Origin of the sequence: Achromobacter sp. PD1 (genome assembly GCF_048541815.1) — a bacterium.
GTDB lineage: Bacteria > Pseudomonadota > Gammaproteobacteria > Burkholderiales > Burkholderiaceae_B > Achromobacter > Achromobacter bronchisepticus_A.
In genome coordinates, this window is sequence record NZ_CP183349.1 from 2994597 (window position 1) to 3011685 (window position 17089).

18 protein-coding genes are annotated in these 17089 nt (G+C 65.0%); 3 read left to right on the top strand and 15 right to left on the bottom strand.

Annotated elements, in window-relative coordinates:
• Positions 1-19 precede the first annotated feature (19 nt).
• The 5 genes from ACM1PE_RS14070 to ACM1PE_RS14090 all read right to left on the bottom strand — a co-directional run bounded on the left by ACM1PE_RS14070 (position 20) and on the right by ACM1PE_RS14090 (position 3810).
• Positions 20-367, bottom strand: coding sequence for a hypothetical protein (locus ACM1PE_RS14070; RefSeq protein WP_419343639.1), 348 nt, complete (start codon positions 365-367; stop codon positions 20-22).
• Positions 368-451: 84 nt separating this feature from the next.
• Positions 452-868, bottom strand: a complete 417-nt coding sequence (locus tag ACM1PE_RS14075) for a VOC family protein (RefSeq protein ID WP_118932173.1) — start codon at positions 866-868, stop codon at positions 452-454.
• Between the two features lie 85 nt (positions 869-953).
• A complete protein-coding gene (locus ACM1PE_RS14080; RefSeq protein ID WP_419343641.1) occupies positions 954-2162 on the bottom strand; it encodes a hypothetical protein in 1209 nt (402 codons plus the stop codon).
• Between the two features lie 59 nt (positions 2163-2221).
• Entirely contained in the window at positions 2222-3229 is a 1008-nt protein-coding gene (locus ACM1PE_RS14085; protein ID WP_419343642.1) for a hypothetical protein, read from the bottom strand.
• A 23-nt stretch (positions 3230-3252) separates the two neighbouring features.
• Complete coding sequence (locus ACM1PE_RS14090) at positions 3253-3810, bottom strand: hypothetical protein (RefSeq protein ID WP_223283252.1); 558 nt, start codon at positions 3808-3810, stop codon at positions 3253-3255.
• Positions 3811-3994: 184 nt separating this feature from the next.
• Here ACM1PE_RS14090 and ACM1PE_RS14095 point away from each other — a divergent pair, with 184 nt between their 5' ends.
• Positions 3995-4792, top strand: coding sequence for an aminoglycoside adenylyltransferase family protein (locus ACM1PE_RS14095; RefSeq protein WP_419343644.1), 798 nt, complete (start codon positions 3995-3997; stop codon positions 4790-4792).
• A gap of 60 nt (positions 4793-4852) precedes the next feature.
• On the opposite strand, the gene ACM1PE_RS14100 is transcribed toward ACM1PE_RS14095, so the two are convergent.
• Genes ACM1PE_RS14100 through ACM1PE_RS14120 form a run of 5 tightly spaced genes read right to left on the bottom strand, consistent with a single transcriptional unit; the run spans position 4853 to position 9920 of the window.
• Positions 4853-5572 (bottom strand): GntR family transcriptional regulator, encoded by a 720-nt coding sequence (locus ACM1PE_RS14100; RefSeq protein ID WP_059373200.1) that lies wholly within the window; start codon positions 5570-5572, stop codon positions 4853-4855.
• Positions 5569-7236: a GMC family oxidoreductase gene (locus tag ACM1PE_RS14105; protein WP_306637195.1), complete on the bottom strand. Its 1668-nt coding sequence runs from the start codon at positions 7234-7236 to the stop codon at positions 5569-5571. Before ACM1PE_RS14105 ends, ACM1PE_RS14100 begins: the two co-directional genes overlap by 4 nt.
• Positions 7233-8231 carry an ABC transporter substrate-binding protein gene (locus ACM1PE_RS14110; protein WP_054456339.1) on the bottom strand — a complete coding sequence of 333 codons (999 nt, stop codon included), beginning with the start codon at positions 8229-8231 and terminating at the stop codon, positions 7233-7235. The genes ACM1PE_RS14105 and ACM1PE_RS14110 overlap by 4 nt, the downstream gene beginning before the upstream one ends.
• A 34-nt stretch (positions 8232-8265) precedes the next feature.
• The gene (locus ACM1PE_RS14115; RefSeq protein ID WP_059373647.1) at positions 8266-9123 is read right to left on the bottom strand and encodes an ABC transporter ATP-binding protein; all 858 of its coding nucleotides are present in this window, start codon (positions 9121-9123) and stop codon (positions 8266-8268) included.
• A 29-nt stretch (positions 9124-9152) separates the two neighbouring features.
• A complete protein-coding gene (locus ACM1PE_RS14120; protein WP_059373204.1) occupies positions 9153-9920 on the bottom strand; it encodes an ABC transporter permease in 768 nt (255 codons plus the stop codon).
• Positions 9921-10001: 81 nt separating this feature from the next.
• On the opposite strand from ACM1PE_RS14120, the gene ACM1PE_RS14125 reads away from it, so the two are divergent.
• Positions 10002-11168, top strand: coding sequence for a mandelate racemase/muconate lactonizing enzyme family protein (locus tag ACM1PE_RS14125; RefSeq protein ID WP_059373206.1), 1167 nt, complete (start codon positions 10002-10004; stop codon positions 11166-11168).
• 57 nt (positions 11169-11225) lie between these two features.
• On the opposite strand, the gene ACM1PE_RS14130 is transcribed toward ACM1PE_RS14125, so the two are convergent.
• Positions 11226-12140 (bottom strand): LysR family transcriptional regulator, encoded by a 915-nt coding sequence (locus ACM1PE_RS14130; protein ID WP_419343647.1) that lies wholly within the window; start codon positions 12138-12140, stop codon positions 11226-11228.
• Positions 12141-12366: 226 nt separating this feature from the next.
• On the opposite strand from ACM1PE_RS14130, the gene ACM1PE_RS14135 reads away from it, so the two are divergent.
• On the top strand, positions 12367-13581 hold the full coding sequence (locus ACM1PE_RS14135) for an MFS transporter (RefSeq protein ID WP_059373211.1): 1215 nt from the start codon (positions 12367-12369) through the stop codon (positions 13579-13581).
• Positions 13582-13817: 236 nt separating this feature from the next.
• On the opposite strand, the gene ACM1PE_RS14140 is transcribed toward ACM1PE_RS14135, so the two are convergent.
• The 4 genes from ACM1PE_RS14140 to ACM1PE_RS14155 all read right to left on the bottom strand — a co-directional run bounded on the left by ACM1PE_RS14140 (position 13818) and on the right by ACM1PE_RS14155 (position 17089).
• Complete coding sequence (locus tag ACM1PE_RS14140; RefSeq protein WP_054666124.1) at positions 13818-14738, bottom strand: nucleotidyl transferase AbiEii/AbiGii toxin family protein; 921 nt, start codon at positions 14736-14738, stop codon at positions 13818-13820.
• A complete protein-coding gene (locus tag ACM1PE_RS14145; protein ID WP_054666126.1) occupies positions 14735-15472 on the bottom strand; it encodes a type IV toxin-antitoxin system AbiEi family antitoxin in 738 nt (245 codons plus the stop codon). The genes ACM1PE_RS14140 and ACM1PE_RS14145 overlap by 4 nt, the downstream gene beginning before the upstream one ends.
• Before the next feature lie 127 nt (positions 15473-15599).
• Positions 15600-15827: a DUF2274 domain-containing protein gene (locus ACM1PE_RS14150; protein ID WP_054666128.1), complete on the bottom strand. Its 228-nt coding sequence runs from the start codon at positions 15825-15827 to the stop codon at positions 15600-15602.
• A complete protein-coding gene (locus tag ACM1PE_RS14155; RefSeq protein ID WP_054666130.1) occupies positions 15824-17089 on the bottom strand; it encodes a TrbI/VirB10 family protein in 1266 nt (421 codons plus the stop codon). Before ACM1PE_RS14155 ends, ACM1PE_RS14150 begins: the two co-directional genes overlap by 4 nt.

Below are 17089 nucleotides of genomic sequence, written 5' to 3' on the forward strand. Positions count from 1 at the left end.
GCCACGCCGGAGGTCGTTCTCAATCCAGCTTGGGATCAGGAAACGGCAGCTTATCCTGGGAAACGCTGGGCTGCGCTTTCCACTTGCCGTCCTGCTTGTAGAAATCCATCTGGTTCTCGCTGACCGCAGCCCCCAGGGTCACCGCGACCGTGCAGGCGACCTGGCCCGGATAGGTGGCGTCCACCGCAGGGATGCAGGTTCCAAGCTTGACCTTGGACGGCCGCGGCATGCCCGTGTCCGCCAGCATGTCGACGATCGCATCCGTGGCTTCGGGAATGGAAGGCAGGACCAGGTCCTGGGCCCGGGCCATGCCGCCCATTCCCAACAATGCAACCACCGACGCCACGGAAATCAAGGGCTTGAACATGCGCCAGCTCCATCAGAATTGAGACTCGCGGAGCTTAAAGGAAGCGGCCCTTTGTCACCGTAACAGAGCGCTACGCGCCTATTCCTAAGGCAGCATCTGAGGGTTGTAGACCACTTCCCACAAATGCCCGTCCGGATCCATGAAGTAGCCCGCGTAGCCGCCATAGAAGGTATCGCCTGCCGCTTTGACCACGGTGGCGCCCGCGCCATTAGCCTGCTGCATCACCGCGTCCACCTCACTTTTGGAACGCACGTTGTGTCCCAAGGTGAATTCAAGAGAGCCGCCCGGCCGCAACGCAATGCCCGTGTCGGCAGCCATGCTCGCGCGCGGCCACACGGCCAGTTTCACGCCATTCTGCAAGTCGAAGAACGCGACCGCGCCGTGTTCGAACTCCTTGCCGATGATGCCCTCAGTCGACAGCCCCAGCCCATCGCGATAGAAAGCCACCGATTTTTCCAGATCATCGACGCCCAGCGTGATGACCGTGATTCTTGGTTCCATGAGCTGCTCCGAAAGTGAGTCCGACTGCCAGAATAGCGCGCGCGGGAATGCGCGGGCCGCAACGCCGGGCGGGAAGCAACGCCTCTCAGTAATCCCTCGCCTCGTCGAACCAGCGCTGCGCCTGCTCTTCGCTTACGCCCAACCGTTCGACCAGGGCAAGCTGGCTGAACTGCCACACCGCCTCGCCGATGTCTTCGCGCTCCATGGTCTCGATGCCCTTCATGCCATTGAAGTGACTGGCGAAGGCAGAGATTGCGACTTGGACCTCGGCGGGATTGCTGGCGCTTTCCAGCGCCGCCTGCGCCTTGTCATAAGCGGTGTTCGCCGACTTCGCCATGCGGCTGCTCCAGCCCGAGAATGGCCGGCCGTATTCGCTCTGCCACCACTCCTGCTTGCGCAGCTTGGAGACGGAGCTGTAGCCGCCCCAAGCGCGGACCTTCGCCCTCGCCGTCATCTGTGCCTTCAATCGCTTGCCCGCCGCTTCGTCGACGTTGAAGGCGATGAACCTGTCCAGCAGAGGCCAACTGGCCAGTTCCGGCAACCCGGCCAGATCGGGCGTGTAGCGGATCTCCAGACTCGTCAGGCGCGACAACCGGGCCAGCGCCCCCCAGTCGCTGAAGCTGCCCCAAAGCGACAGGCTCTCCAACTGCGGAAAGCGCTCGATCCCTTGCAGTGATATGGCTTGTCCCAGCGGCGCGCCGTGCAACGTCAGCGCAGTCACGTTCTGCAGCGGGCCGAGGTCGGGCAAGGCATAGGGAGCTCCGACGGCCCGGCGTCCCAGCGCAGGCTGCAGCGACAGCATGTCGGGCAGCGGCCCCGCCACGGTAATGCGCGTCGGGTCGCCAAACAGCCCCAGGTTGCGGACCTGGGGCAGTCTGGCGGCTAGATGCCCTGACACCGCGTCCAGCCGGATATGCAGCGTCTGGATTCTTGCCGCGCCGGCGTCGATGGCGCGCCTGTCCGAAAATGCCGGCGCCCAGCTGAACTGCTCGATCTCGCGGCCTTGCGACCAGCCGAAGAAGCCGCTGTCGTTGCCGTAATAATCGATGTGGCGCGGCCATGCCGAGCCGGCAGGCGTGGAGAATGGATCGAACACCGCCCAGTTGATGGCGTCTTCGCCAGCCACGTGCAGATCGGCCTTCTTGCCCATGCAGGCCGGACCGATGATCAGGTTGCCGCGGCCTGCTTCCCTTGCGAAGACATGGCTGTCCGGCGCGGTCAGACTCACCTGATACTGCCCTGCTTCGCTCACCGAGCCCGCCGGCTCGCCGGACACGTCTGTGGGTACGGACACACTACTCTCCTTTTGCTCGGCAGGATCCGCTTGTCGCCATCCCGTCCATTCATTGACGTCTACGCAGGTTCGCCATCCACCCGGAAGAACAGCGCAGTCTGCCCGCTCAGGCCCGCATCCAGGAACTCGAACTCGACGCGCCTGCCGGGTTCGACCACGTCGCCCAGGTATTCGACCCGATACATCACGCCGCCGATGCGGTAATTGTGGACCAGCGAGACAATCGAGGAGTTGGGGCTGCGCAGCCGGTAGACCACGGCCTCTTCGACCACGCCCCGCACGCCGTGCTTGTAGAGCCCCCGCTGCAGCTTGCGGCTGCGCATGCCGAACAGCATCCCCAGAATCGCAAAGATCGCCGCGACGAACAGCAGCGGCGGCAAAAACAGCCCTCCCACCAGCGGCACAAGGGCAAAGATCAGCATGAACTTGCGCGCGTCCAACTCTTCCCTGCGCACGGCCGCACGGTCGGCATCGCTGATTTCCTCGACAGCGACCAGGGACTCCGCGCTCATGGGGTACTCCGCCCGCAACAGCACGGGAGGCGAGTCTGGCTGCAGGGTCAGCAGGTGCAGGCGCACGGGCAGATCCGTCAGGCCCACGGCCGTCGCGGGTCCGTGTCCGCTGCGAGTGTCGCTGGCGATCTCGTTCCAGAACGGCAAGGCGGCCTCCACGCGCTGCTCGCCGAATCCGTAGCACACGCCCGGCGTCGAGAAACCCGGACCAAACGACGTCAGCCGGCCTGAAACGATCTGCTTGGCCAGCCGTCCCTTCAGCGCCCGGTCGAGGCTGCGCCAGCCTCGCGGAATGCGCAGCAGCTTGCGCCCGAAAAACACCGCCAGCGCTCCCATCACCGCAATGCCCGCCAGCAGTACCGCGCCTCCGCCGACATCCAGCGCGCGCCACTCGGACAGACCGAGCACGACAAAGGTCAACACGGAAAGCGCCAGCAGCAGCACCACGAAGACGCCGAACACGGCCATCAACCGTCTGCCGCGCGAGCATCTGCGCAGCAGCAGAATGTCGTCCTCGGTGAGCGGAGCATCTTCTATTTGCAGGGTCTGCTTCATGCGTTGATCGCCGCCTCCCGGACTCAATAGGTTCCGATGGGAACCTCGATCTTCAGCGGCGCGCCGCCCTTGGCCGGACGCAGGCTATACGTGTACACGCCGCCATCGCCATCAGCGAGCGCCGAATCCTTGCGCTCCACGGCATAGCGCTGCCCGTCGATCTCCAGCGTGCGGGCGGCGACGGCGCCGGCATGGTCAGGCACCAGCAGCCCGCCCACACCGTCTCCCGCATCGGCGAACTCGTAGTCGCGCAACTCCCCATCAACCCGCAGCAACTGCACCCGCGGCCGGTAAGGCGCCGCGTCCAGGTTCCAGCCATTGGTCAGGTCGGTGATCCAGGGGCCCGGAATGTCATAGACGCTGCCCAGTTGCTCTTCCGACACCTCGGGCCCTTCCACGACCAGGCAGCACACCACCTTCCCTGCGCGGGAGTCGTACACCGCCCAGTTGCTGCCGATGGCCGCCACGCCGGGCAGCATCGAAAAATGGAATTGCCGATTGAACTGGCTGTCCGACACCTGGCGCCAGCCTCCAATATTGGGCGCTGGCGCAGGCGATTGCGCCTGGCTGGCCATTGCCATCAGGACGCCTGCGGCCAGGGCGCCGGCTCGGAGCAATAAACGTATCATCTCGGTGCCTGTCGTGGGCTTGTGGGGATCATCGGACTGGGACCTTGCGCCGGCATAGTACCAGTGCCGGCGTTGCCGCCATGGCATGCGCGCCGCCCGCCTGCCGGCCGCGCGCGAACTTCGCTACTATCGACGCATGGCTCATCTCGTTCCTCCCTCAATCGCCTCCCAGGTCGCAGCGGCCAGCAGCCTCATCGAACGGCATCTGGGCGCAGGCCTCGTCGCCATCCACCTGTTCGGTTCCGCCGTGGACGGCGGGCTGCAACCCCATAGCGATATCGACCTGCTCGTCACCGTGACCCAGCCGCCGGACGAAACCGTGCTGCGCGCGCTGGCCACGGCGCTATTGGCGATCTCCGCCCCGCCCGGTTCATCGCCCGACTTGCGCGCGCTCGAAGTCACCGTGCTGGCGCTGGAACACGTCGTGCCTTGGCGCCACCCAGCCAGGCGCGAACTCCAGTTCGGCGAATGGCTGCGAACCGATCTGATGGCGGGCGTCGTGGAACCGCCCATGATGGACCACGATCTGGCCATCCTGCTCACCAAGGTCCGTGGCCACAGCACCCCTATCGTCGGCCCGGAGGCCACTCAGTTGTTCCAGGCCATCCCCCGCGCAGACCTGAGGCGGGCACTGCTGGACACCGTCGCGCAGTGGAACACGCCCGAGGACTGGGCGGGCGACGAAAAGCACATCATCCTCGCGCTGGCGCGCATCTGGTACACGGCCGTCTCCGGGGGCATCGCCTCCAAGGACCAGGCGGCTGCGTGGCTGCTGGAGAGGTTGGAAGCGCCCTACCGCCCCGTCCTGAGCAAGGCGCGCGCGATCTATCTGGGACAAGAGGAAGACGATCTGGCGCAACGGCACGCTGCCGAAACCGCGGCATTCATTGCCCACGCCCGCGCCGCTATTGAAGGACTGGCCGGCAGCCGATAACCCTGGAACACATGAACGGCCTGCTTGCCAGCGCGGATGCGGCGGGCAGCCTTTCAGGCATCACGGCTTCAGGTCGATTTCCATGCGCACGAAATCGCCGCGATACGTCACTTCGCCCAGGTAGATGACGCGGCGGTCCGGTCCGGTGAACACGCGCCGGACTTCCGCCACCGGCGCATTCACATTGATGCCCAAATGCCGCGCCACCTCGACATCGGCGGTCGAAATGGTCAGCACCTGGCGGGCAGAGACGATATCCACCGAGGACATCCCCATCAGAATGGGGATGACGGTTTCCTTGCGAAAGCGCGCAGGGTGCTTGGCAAAGATGGCGGCGTCCAGGTAGATGTTGATGACGCAGTACGGCTGCCCATTGCGGGCGTGAATGCGCCGCATGAAGACATACTTTTCCGCCGCGACGCCGTCCGAATCGTTCAGCAATGGCGTGCGCGTGGACTCATCGATATTGAGGATGGTCGGGTGCGTATCCCGATAGACGCTGGACAGGTTCTCGAGCGTGGTCTCGACACGGAACCAGCGGTTGTCCTGGGGCGCGCCCGTCACGAAAGTGCCGCGCCCCCGCTGCGGTGAAAGCAGTCCGTCGCGGGTGAGCCTTTCGATCGCCTGGCGCACCGTGACCTTGGCCACGTGGAACTCCTCGGCCAGCGCGTCCAGCGAGGGCAATTTCTCGCCGTTCTTCCACACACCCTTCAGGATCCGCTGCCGGAACAGATCCGAAAGTTGAACGTAGAGAGGGGCTTGGGCAGTGTCGAGAATCATGGCGTCAAAGTGTCCGCGACTATATCACGCGCCTGCGGCCGGGCCGCGCCGCGCGCGTCTTCCAGGATCAGCGCTGCGCCCTTCTCGCCGATCAGGATCGCGGCGGCGTTTGTGTTTGTCGACACCATGCGGGGCATGACCGAAGCATCGACGACGCGCAAGCGCTCGATCCCGCGCACGCGCAAGCGCGCATCGACCACAGCCCCGTCATCCCCGCCCATGCGGCAAGTACCGGCGGGATGGAACACCGTGCCTCCCTTGTTGCGCGCGAATTGCTCCAATGCGGCGGCGGTCGTGACATCGTTGCCCGGCAGGTACTCCACGCCGGTCACCAGATCGCGGAACGACGGCTGGGCATAGATGTCGCGCAACATGCGCAAGCCCGCGACCAGGACCTTCGCATCGCGCGGCTCGGTCAGATAGTTCGAGACGATGCGCGGCGATGCCAATGGATCCGTGCCCACGATCTCCACGGTGCCGCGCGAATCGGGCCGGCATTGCGTCGCCGACGCGGAGAAACCGGAAAACCGGTGCAACGGGTCGCCGGGCTTGTCGACCGACAGCGGCATGACATTGAAGAGAATGTCCGCCCGGCCGCCGACCGCGTGCTCGGTCGCCGCAAGCCCCCCCACCTGGCCCGCGCCCACCGTGAGCGGTCCCCTGCCCTGGAACAGCCACTGCGCTCCCATGCCCGCAAGGCTGAGCGGATTGCGCACCGCGTCGTTGAGCGACATGCGCCGCTTCAGCTTGACGATCACGCGCGCCTGGTAATGGTCCTGCAGGTTGCGGCCGACTTCCGGCGCGTGCGCCGCAACCGCGATGCCGTGCCTGGCAAGCAGCGCCGCATCGCCCACGCCCGAAAGCTGCAGCACCTGGGGCGATTGCAGCGCGCCCGCCGCAAGCACCACCTCGGCATCCGCCATCGCACGCTTCAATTGGCCCTCTTGCACCCACTCCACGCCCAGCGCCCGGCCGCCTTCGATCAGGATGCGCGTGACATGGGCGCCGGTTTCGATCACCAGGTTCGGACGCGACCGGACCGGATACAGGAAGGCGGTCGCGGCGTCGCAGCGCCAACGGCTGCCGAGGGTCAACTGGTAAGGTCCCACCCCTTCCGATTCGGCGCCGTTGAAATCGTCATTTCGCCGGCAGCCGGCCTCGACTGCCGCTTCCACCCACGCAGACGTGTAGGGATGTTCATTGCGCAGATTGGAGACGCGGAGTTCGCCGGAACCCCCGTGGTACTCGGACTCGCCCCCGTCGTAGCGCTCGGATTTCTTGAAATACGGCAGCACGTCCCGATAGGCCCAGCCGGTCGCGCCGAGATCGGCCCAGTCGTCGTAGTCCTCATGTTGCCCGCGGATATACAACAAGCCGTTGATCACGCTAGACCCGCCCAGCGCCTTGCCGCGCGGCCACAGGATGGTGCGATCGCCGGTCTCGGCCTGGGCTTCGACCGGGAACAGCCGGGAGAACCGCGGATCGTAGATGGTCTTGAAGTAGCCCACCGGCAGCTTGAGCCAGAAATTATGCGCGGCCGCGCCTGCCTCCAGCAGCAGCACGCGCACCGCAGGATCGCGGCTGAGCCGATTGGCCAGCACGCATCCGGCGGAGCCGCCGCCAATGACGATGTAGTCAAAGCCCGTCCCAGCCGGAATGCTCATGCCTTGATCGCCTCCAGATAGGCAGAAGGATCGAAGTAGCGCGAAGCCGGAACCGGATTCGGAATGTTCCCGGCCTGCGCGAAGAAGTCGGTCACCTGCTGCAGCCAGCGGGTCACTGAACCGTCTTCGTACTTGGTGCGCCATTCGGCCGTGGAGAAATACTTGGCCTGCTTGAACTGCGCCTTGAACTCGGCCAGCGGCACGTCTTTGTACTGTGTCTTCTGCAGCGTCTCCACCGCGGCATCCGGAGTTTTCACGATGGCGTCGTTGGCCTCGCCCCAGGCGGCGATGAGGCTGCGGATGGCCGGCTTCTGGGCTTCGTAGAAATCGTTCCTGGCCGCCCATCCGCCCATGATCGCCGCCTCCGGATAGAACGCGGAAGCGTCGATCAGCATGCGCGCATTGGACACCTTGGACCGGACGATCGTGTCGAACGGAACCCACAGCGCGACCGCGCTGACCGCCCCGGACACGAACGAGGTCACGGCGTCGGCCATGCGCTGGTTGACGATCTGCACGTCCTTGCCCGGGTCCAGCTTGGCCGCGCGCAAGGCCCGGTCCAGGAACACATGGGCGGTCGTGCCCGTGGTCGTGGAGATCTGCTTGCCCTTCAGGTCGGCCACGGTCTTGATCGACTCGTCGCGGACCCAGAGTTGGGCGGTGCCGTATTCGATGTCGTTCACGAGAAAGACCTTGCCCTGGCCGCGGGCGGGGAAATTCGATACAACCGCGCCGGTGGCCAGCACATCAAGGCTGCCGCCTATCATGGCCTGGAAGATTTCCAACCCCGTGGTGAAGACGATGGGCTCCAGTTCCAAACCATGCTTGGCATAGCTGCCCATCTGCAAGCCCAGCCACAAGTGGCCGTCGACGGCGGGCGTATGCAGGTAGCCTACGCGCAGTTTCTTGCGCGCCTGGCCTATGGCGGGCGCCGCGATCGCTGCGATGGAAGCGGCCATGCCGGCCTTGAGTAGGGTTCTGCGGTCGAGCTTCATGGTGTCTCCTTGTGGTGGGGCTGCTGACGCAGGCTCAATCGGTCGGCCGGACGGATTGGCGGGCCTGGGCTTCGTACTCGAACATGACCAGCTCCCGGATCTCGCGGCTCAGCTCGACGAAGCGAGGGTCCTCGTGGACCCGCTCCGATCGGGGGTAGCCGAAAGGCACCTCTATCACCTTGCGTACCTTGGAAGGCCTCGCGGTGACCACGACGATCTTCGACGACAGGTAGATGGCCTCTTCCACCGAGTGGGTGATCAGCATCACCGTCTTGCCCTCGGTCTGCAGCACTTCGAGCAGCAGGTCCTGCATCGCGGTCCGGGTCTGCGCATCCAGCGCGCCAAAGGGCTCGTCCATCAACAGGAACTGGGGCTTGACGGCGTAGGCTCGCGCGATTGCCAGCCGCTGCCGCATACCGCCGGACAGGTGCTTCGGAAAGTGATCGGCGAAATCGCTCAGGCCCATCAGCTTCATGTAGCGCTGGCAGATCTCGGCGCGCTCCCGCGGGTTCGTCTTGTTGGCCGCGAGCTTCATGCCGAACTCGATGTTGCCGCGCACCGTCAGCCACGGGAAGACGCCATATTCCTGGAAGATCACGCCGCGGTCGGGTCCGGGCGCCGTGACAGGCTGCCCATCCAGCGTCACGGAGCCGGAGGTGGGCTGCACGAAGCCGCCGACGATGTTCATCAAGGTCGTCTTGCCGCAACCCGAGGGGCCGATGATGGACACGAACTCGCCATCCCGGATGTCCAGCGTCACGCCATCCACCACCCTCATGGGGCCTGTGGCCGTGGGAAAGTCCACCGTAACGTTGTCGAACCTGATCCTGACTTCCGGTTCCTGGGAAGGCTTCGGCGTAGCGGTATCCACGCTACGCAGTTGAGTGCTCATGGTCATGGTCTTGAATGTCCGGGATGGTCTCAGGCGATACGGTCTTGCCACGCGACCAGGCGCCGGCTTGCGGCCCTCAGCGCCAGGTCCATCAGCATGGCGATGAGGCCGATGCAGATGATCCCGACGTAGATCACGTCCAGCTGGAAGAACGAGGAGGCATTCTGGATCAGCGCCCCCAGCCCCTGCTGGGCCGCTATGAGTTCGGACGCCACCAGCGTGGCCCAGGCCACGCCCAGCGCCACCCGGATGGCGGTCAGGATGTGCGGCACGGTCAACGGGACGATGACCTTGATGAAGATCTCCACATCATTGGCGCCCAGCGTCCGTGCGACGCGCACGAAGATCGGGCTGATCTGGGCGATGCCCTCGTACATCACGATGACGCCGGCAAAGAACGAGGCATAGAACAGGATGACGGTCTTGGCCGATTCGCCGATGCCGAAGTAGACGATCACCAGCGGAATCAGCGCGATCGGCGGGAGCGCGCGGAAGAAGTTGATGACGGGATCGATGAAGACCCGCAGCCCGCGATACCAGCCCAGGCAAAAACCCACGGGCACTGCCACCAGGATGCCTAGCGCGACTCCGGTGAAAACGCGGCGGGCCGACATCCAGATGTCCAGCCACAGCCGGTCCTTGGAGAGCTCTATGAACTTTTCGACGACCGCGGCGGGCGAAGGCACGAGCGCGGGGCTGACCAGCCCACTGGCGCGCACCGCCAGCCACAGCAAGAGGATGCATAGCCATGGCGCCGCGATGAGCAGCGGGCGCGAGATAAAGGACGGAAGGCGCATGGTGTGTATAGAGGGTTAGACCTGAGTTGCAATCCGTAAGTGCTAAACATACTATAGACCAGCACTTAATATCTTCATGCCATGACAAACCCTAATACGAATCAAGCCTGGGCCATCGAACCATTCACGCTTGCGCGTATCGAGGCCTACGTCCTGCGATGGCCGGTCAAGCGTCCGGTACAAACCTCGTTCGGCACCATGCATGACCGCCCCGCCCTGCTCGTGCGGGTAGAAGATGCGGACGGCGCGGTCGGCTGGGGAGAGGTCTGGTGCAACTTTCCCGGCTGCGGCGCCGAACACCGCGCCCGCCTGCTTGAAACCGTGGTCGCGCCGCTGGTCGTCGGCCAGTCCTACGCCTCGGCCCAAGCCGCGTTTGCCCACATGAGCGCGCGCACCGCGGTGCTCGCCATCCAGTCGGGCGAACCTGGCCCCATCGCGCAGGTAATCGCCGGCATCGACCTGGCCTTATGGGACATGCTGTCGCGCCGGGCCGGCGCGCCGCTATGGCAATTCCTGGGCGGCGCCTCGGACGTGATCCGCGTCTATGCAAGCGGCATCAACCCTGACCGCCCCGAAGATACGGTGCTCGCAAAACACGCGGAGGGCTATCGCGCCTTCAAGCTCAAAGTGGGCTTTGGCGAGGAGCGGGACCTCGCCAATGTCAGAACGGTGCGCGCCCGGCTGCCCTCGGGCAGCGAGCTCATGTTGGACGCCAATCAGGCCTGGGATCTGGCGGGCGCTCTACACATGAGCAGCCGCTTCAGCGAGTTCACGCCGCGCTGGCTGGAAGAGCCGCTGCGCGCCGATCGCCCGCTATCGGACTGGGCGCAGTTGGCAGAAAAAACGGATATCCCCCTCGCAGCCGGAGAGAACCTCATCGGTTCAGACGCCTTCGAGGCCATGATCAACAGCAGGACGCTCAAGGTCGTGCAGCCGGACCTGGCCAAATGGGGCGGCATATCCGGCTGCTTGCCCGTGATCGACAGGATTCACGAGGCCGGACTGCGCTATTGCCCGCATTTCCTTGGCGCGGGTGTCGGCCAGCTTGCGTCGGCGCACATTCTGGCGGCGCGGGGACGAGCCGGCGGCATGCTTGAAATCGATGCCAACGAGAACCCGCTGCGCGCGGCTCTCAGTCCGGTATTGGGTGCGATCGTTGAAGGAGAGGCCCAGCTCGGAAACGCGGCGGGGCTGGGCGTGCAGCCGGATATCGCGCAATTGCGCGATATCTGCGGTGTGCGTTCATAACATCCCGGAAAGAAGGCCCGCAATTGTCCGGGCCGCGGGGTTCAACAGGGCTTGACGTCAGCCGGCCGTGCTCCTCGCAAGACGCATCTGGAGAAAGTCGAGAAATACCTGGACCTTTTTGGAGTGCCTGCGATTCGGCAGATACGCCGCATGGACGCACACACTCTGTTCTTGAGGATTGACCTCGTAGTCCTCGAAGAACCGGCGCAGCCGCCCGGCCCGCACGTCCTCCCGGATCAGCCATTCCGCCAGCAACGCGATGCCCTGCCCATCCAGCACAGCTTCGCGCAGCATGTCCGAGTTGTTGGCGGCCAGACGCCCCTGCACCTCCACGTGCCGCACCTCGTCATCGCCGCGAAGGAACGACCAGCGTTGCGGCCCGGCCTGGTGGGCGAATCGCAGACAGTCGTGCTGTGTCAACTCCTCAGGCGCAGTGGGCGTGCCGTGCCGCTCCAGGTATTCATGGCTGGCCACCACATAGCGCCGGTGCTCGGCCAATTTGCGCACGATCAATTGAGGCTGCAAGTCCGGTGTGCCGATGCGGACGGCGACATCGATCCGCTCCGCCACCAGGTCCACATACGCATCGGATAGCACCAGATCCAGTGACACGCGCGGATTCTCGCGCAGGAAACCCGAGATATAGGGCCCTAGGCACAAGCGCGCGAAGGTCACTGGCAAGGAAACCCGCAAGGGTCCGACCGCGACCGCGCCAACGTCCGACACGCTGCCGTCGGCCTCCTCCAGATCCGACACAACCCTGGACACCTGCTCCAGGTAAGTCGCTCCTGCGTCGGTCAACGTTACCCGGCGCGTCGACCGGGTCAGCAGCGCGGTACCGAGAGACGCCTCCAGGCTATCGATCAGCCGCGTGACGGAAGACGTGGCGACCCCCAGGCGCCGCGCGGTTTTTGAGAATCCTCCTGACTCGGCCACGTCCAGAAAGACGCGCAAGGCTTGCAGTTTATCCATGGTTATCTTTGCGAAATACGCAATCCTACGTTGCGATAAAGACCGATTCATTGATTTTTACGCAAAGACTAATCTGGCGTTTCTCTCAACGCAAGGAGCCACGCCGTGAAATCCCTGTGCATCGGCGATTCTCTCGTCAGCGGTGCGCAACCGCCCGCGGCGTTCCTGCAAGCCCTTCAACAGGCCGCCGTGGCGGCCGCCAACTGAGCCCCTGGAACACACCAACATGCCTTCCACGCAAATTACCGCCGCCGCCAAGGATCAGAATTCAGCCGCCTCATCGGGGCTGCCACTACGCTTGACCTTCATGCTGGCCGGCAGCGCCGGCCTGTCGGTCGCATCCCTGTACTACAGCCAGCCCATGCTGGGAGTGCTGGCCCCGGACATCGGCGCCTCTCCCCAGTCGGTCGGACTGCTGCCAACACTGACCCAGTTGGGCTATGCCCTGGGCATCCTCTTCCTGGCGCCGCTGGGTGACCGGCATGACCGGCGCAGGATCATCCTCACCAAGGCCGCCATCCTGTTCGCCGCGCTGCTGCTCGCGGCTCTGTCGCCCTCTTTGCCGACGCTGCTGGCCGCCAGCCTGGCCGTCGGCGTGTCCGCAACGATGGCGCAGGACATCGTTCCGGCAGCCGCAACATTGGCGCCAGCCGCGCATCGCGGCAAAATCGTCGGCACGGTGATGACAGGCCTGCTGCTGGGCATCCTGCTATCCCGGGTAGTCAGCGGCTTCGTTGCCGAGAATTGGGGTTGGCGCGCCATGTTCGCGGCCGCCGCCGCCAGCATCGCGCTCGTAGGCCTGGCCGCAAAGCGTCAGCTCCCGCGCTTCGAGGCCAGCACGCAACTGCCTTACTTCGCGCTGCTGCGATCGCTGGCCGCGCTATGGCGGCAACATCCCGCACTGCGCCGCGCCACTTGGGCCCAAGGCCTGCTGTCTATCGGCTTCAGCGCCTTCTGGTCCACCCTGGCCATCATGCTGCATGACGAGCCCTTCCACCTGGGCGCGGCTGCCGCCGGCGCCTTCGGACTGGCCGGCGCGGCAGGAGCCATGGCCGCTCCCATCGCCGGACGCATCGCCGACCGCCACGGCGCCCCGCTGGTCACCCGTCTGGGTGCAGGCCTGGTCGTCGCGTCCTTCGCCGCCATGGGAGTAGCCCCGTTCATGGCGCCCGGCGCGCAGCTAGGGCTGCTGGTCGCCAGCGCCATCGGATTCGACCTGGGCATACAGGCCGCACTGATCGCGCACCAAACCATCATCTACGGCATCGACGCCAATGCCCGCAGCCGGCTCAACGCGGTACTGTTCACCGGCATGTTCATCGGCATGGCCGTCGGGTCGGCGTTGGCAGCCTTGCTGTATGCACAGTTCGGATGGATGGCGGTGACGGTGCTGGCGACGGTCACGGCGCTGGGAGCATTCTTGGTGCGATTGAGGGGCTGACGGCAGCGCTCTCATCTCCCGACTCAAAGAGAAAGAGGCGCCGAAGCGCCTCTTTCATTCACCGCGAGACAACAGCGGGATCACTCCCACTCGATCATCAACAGCTCACGCAAGTCCGCGTGGTTAAAGGGATTTGCTTTGATCGACATAGGCCGTTACCGTCGCTTTTACCGTCAGAAAAACAGGTCCTTTGCTGGCGCGGGTTTACGCGGCATCGGCTCATCATCAATCAGCGCTTAGGATACCGCAGCCAGTCGCGTAGCGAGCAAGTCGGCCTGCTCGGCAAACTTCTTCGCATCGGTCTTCTGCAACTGCGCCAGGTTGCGCAGCTTCCAGCGGATGCCAGGCAGATGTTCGAGGTGTGCGATGCCCAGCAGCGACCACTCCGGCGTGCCAGCGGCCAGCGACAGCAGGAAGCGCCGCTCGTCGTCGTCCAAGCCCTGCTGGATTTCGCGCACCATGCGCTCGCGGGCAGCAAGCAGCGCATCGAGCGGCACGGGCTCGGCCGTCATGCCTTGGAAGTTGTGCTCATAGTCATGCCGGATGTCCCGCAGGGGCGTGAATAGCACTTCATGGATCGGCCGATTGCTGCTGGCCAGGTAGACCACGAAGGCACGCCGGATGCCGGGCGTGATGCCCTCATGCGCAAAGAGCTGCATCACGTCGAACAGGTCACGTGGGTGCTGCCGATCCAGTGCCGCCACCAGCTTGCCGCCGTACACGTCCTCCAGCGACGCCACCGGGATCTCCAGATCAGCCAGCAAAGTGTCGCGGGCAATCGGCGTCAGCGAAGCGCGGCGCACCGGTTGCACCGTGCCGCGCATGACGAAGTTGACTTCGACCTTGACCTGAATCGAGCCGCGACGCACCAGCAACTTCGTCTCCCCTGCTGCTGCCGCTGGTGCGTGCGTCTGGAATCCCCGCTTCTTTAACCGCTCGGCGGCCTGCCGAACGGCCTCGTTGATACGCGCCAACGCCTCGTCACGCGGCAGCGTGTGATCGGGAAAGACCAGATCGAGATCGACCGACAGACGCGGCATGTCGCGCACAAACAGATTGATCGCCGTGCCGCCCTTCAGCGCAAAGGTGTCATCCGCGAACACCAGCGGCGCTACCTGCGTCAGCAGGCGCGCGGTATCGAGATAGGTCTGGTTCATGGCTTGAGCACCAGCAGGCCGTCGGACGACCGGGACACCCAGGGCCGGTCGCTACCCGTCGGAAGCGTGGCCGGATCGAGCTTGGCCGCCCAAGGCAGTGACGCCTCGCGGCCGAGTTGCAGGCACAGCCGCACGGTCTTGACGCTTGTGCAGTGCTGCAACAGTTCGCGCAGCACATCGGCGCGTAGGCCGTAGGCGCTCTCGACGAGTTCGCGGGCTTCCTGCAAGGGCTGGCGCACGCCAACCTCGCTCAACAGTTCCAGCAATGCGCGCTCCGGCGCCGACACCTGCGGCGCCCCGCTGCGCTTCTCGAACGGGCCGACGTGCAGCAAGGCGTCCGGCTGCTCATCGAACAGCCGCTTGCGGTGGTACTCGGCCGGGAAGCGTTCGGTGAACCATTGCGGCAAGCGCGCTGCCTTCCAGCCATACAGGTGCAGCACCGGCTGCTGCGACACGTACTGCCGCACACCGTACCAGTCCAGCGCCGACTTGCCGCCGACGTGCAACCCCTCGAATTGGCGCTGCAACAGCAGCAGGCTGGGATGGAGCGCCGGGACGTCGTTCGGACGGCAGAACACTCCCCGCGCCAGGCGCGTGAGCCACCCTGCCCGGACGTAGTGAACGGCCAGGTCGGCAGAGATGCCCAACGCCGCCAAGTCCTCAGAGGTCAGCGGCGTTCCCGGTGCCAGCCGGGTGTAGAGCGCGTTTAGCTTGCTTGAATTAGTCGTAGCCATGCTACGGTTTTTACAACTTTTCCAAGCGATAGTCAATTTAATATGGCGTACCCAGTCGTAGTTTGAATACGATGATGGCAACATATCCAAAATCTCATCCATTCGGCGCAGCGGCGCGGAAAGACGGTTACTTGTCGTCTCCCCTGCCCCGCTTGAATCCCCGATCCGCCGCCATGAACGCCTCCAGCATGTGCGGGATCAGCGTCATGGCATCGACCGTCTCACCATACGCCTGCGCGTGCAGCGCAGCGTAGCGGTCAAGGTCGGCCTTCAGGCTGGCCGGGCAGGCGAAGGTCAGCTTGATGCTCTCGGTCTTGGGCAGCGGCCCGAGCCGCAGCTTCTTGGTCATGCTCATTGCATCGCCCCCCGCTGGAAGAACATCGGCTGGTAAGGCCGCAACACCAAATCGCGGTTGACGATGATCCGCACCGGCAGGCCCGGCCGCTCGGTCAGCGTCGGCTGGATGTTCATGTTGCGCCGGGTCATCTCCTGGCCGACTTGATTGATGCTGTCCTGCGTGCTGTCGCGCCCAGCGATCACGATGCGGTTGCCATCCTGCCGGTTCTCCGGCGCGGCCAGCTCGGCACCCACGCCCAGCAGCGTGGTCAGCGCCGCACCCGCAAAGATGCGCCCCCAATGCCAATCGACGCCATCCTCCAGGCCGGAATAGCCGGCCGGATCGGTGCCAGCCAGGTTGTCGAGCTTCAGCGAAGACGTGTCCGGCAGGATGACCCGGTTCCACACCACCTGCACGCGGCTCTGCCCATAACTGACCTGGCTGTTGTAGCGCCCAAGGATGCGCGATCCCTGCGGGATCAGCAGGAACTTGCCCGTGGCCGTGTCATAGACCGGCTCCGTCACCGTGGCGATCACGTCGCCCGGAAGATCGGACTTGATGCCCGTCACCAGCGCCCCGGCGATCACCGTTCCGGCCATCACCTGGTACGGCGAGGACGGCATTTGCAGATTGCCGGAATTGCGGGTTTCCGTAGAACCGTCCTTCAGGAAGGCCTCTTTCTGGTCTTGCCGGTTCTGCACAGCGGTGGGGTCGGCGGGCTGGGCCGCCGTCGAGGCCGGGCCAGCCGCCAGCGGATCGAATCCCGCCAAGCCCGATGTCGGGCCGGTCGCAGCGACTTGCGCCGTGGCTGGCGCAGCGGCCTTGCCCTGGTTGCCGGAGCGAAAGAACACCGACGAAGCCGCCGCCGCATCGGCCTCCTTGCGCAGCGCGTCGGCCGGGTCGTGGCCCGGTGGCGCATAGGTGGGCGTCACCGGTTGCTGCGAATGCACGATGGCCGGCCCCAGGTCGCCCGGCAGCGGCGGCCCCAACTCGGGCACCTTCGGCGGCAGCTTCGAGTAGTCGGCCGGCAGGCCATCCAGCCCTTCGGACTTCGAGACGCGATCCACGTTGTACAGCTCGGTCTGCTCGCTTGCGCGCCGGTGCGGCTGCAACGACCAGATCGTGGCCCCGAGCACGGCGACCGACAGGCCGCCCGTGAGGATGGCCAAGGTGCGCCGATTCAGGCGCGTGACCGGGCGCGGTTGTGCGCGCAGCACCACCGCCTCGGGCGCGACCTTGCCCGCCTGCGGTGCAAGATCAGGGGAATCGTCCTGGCTCAT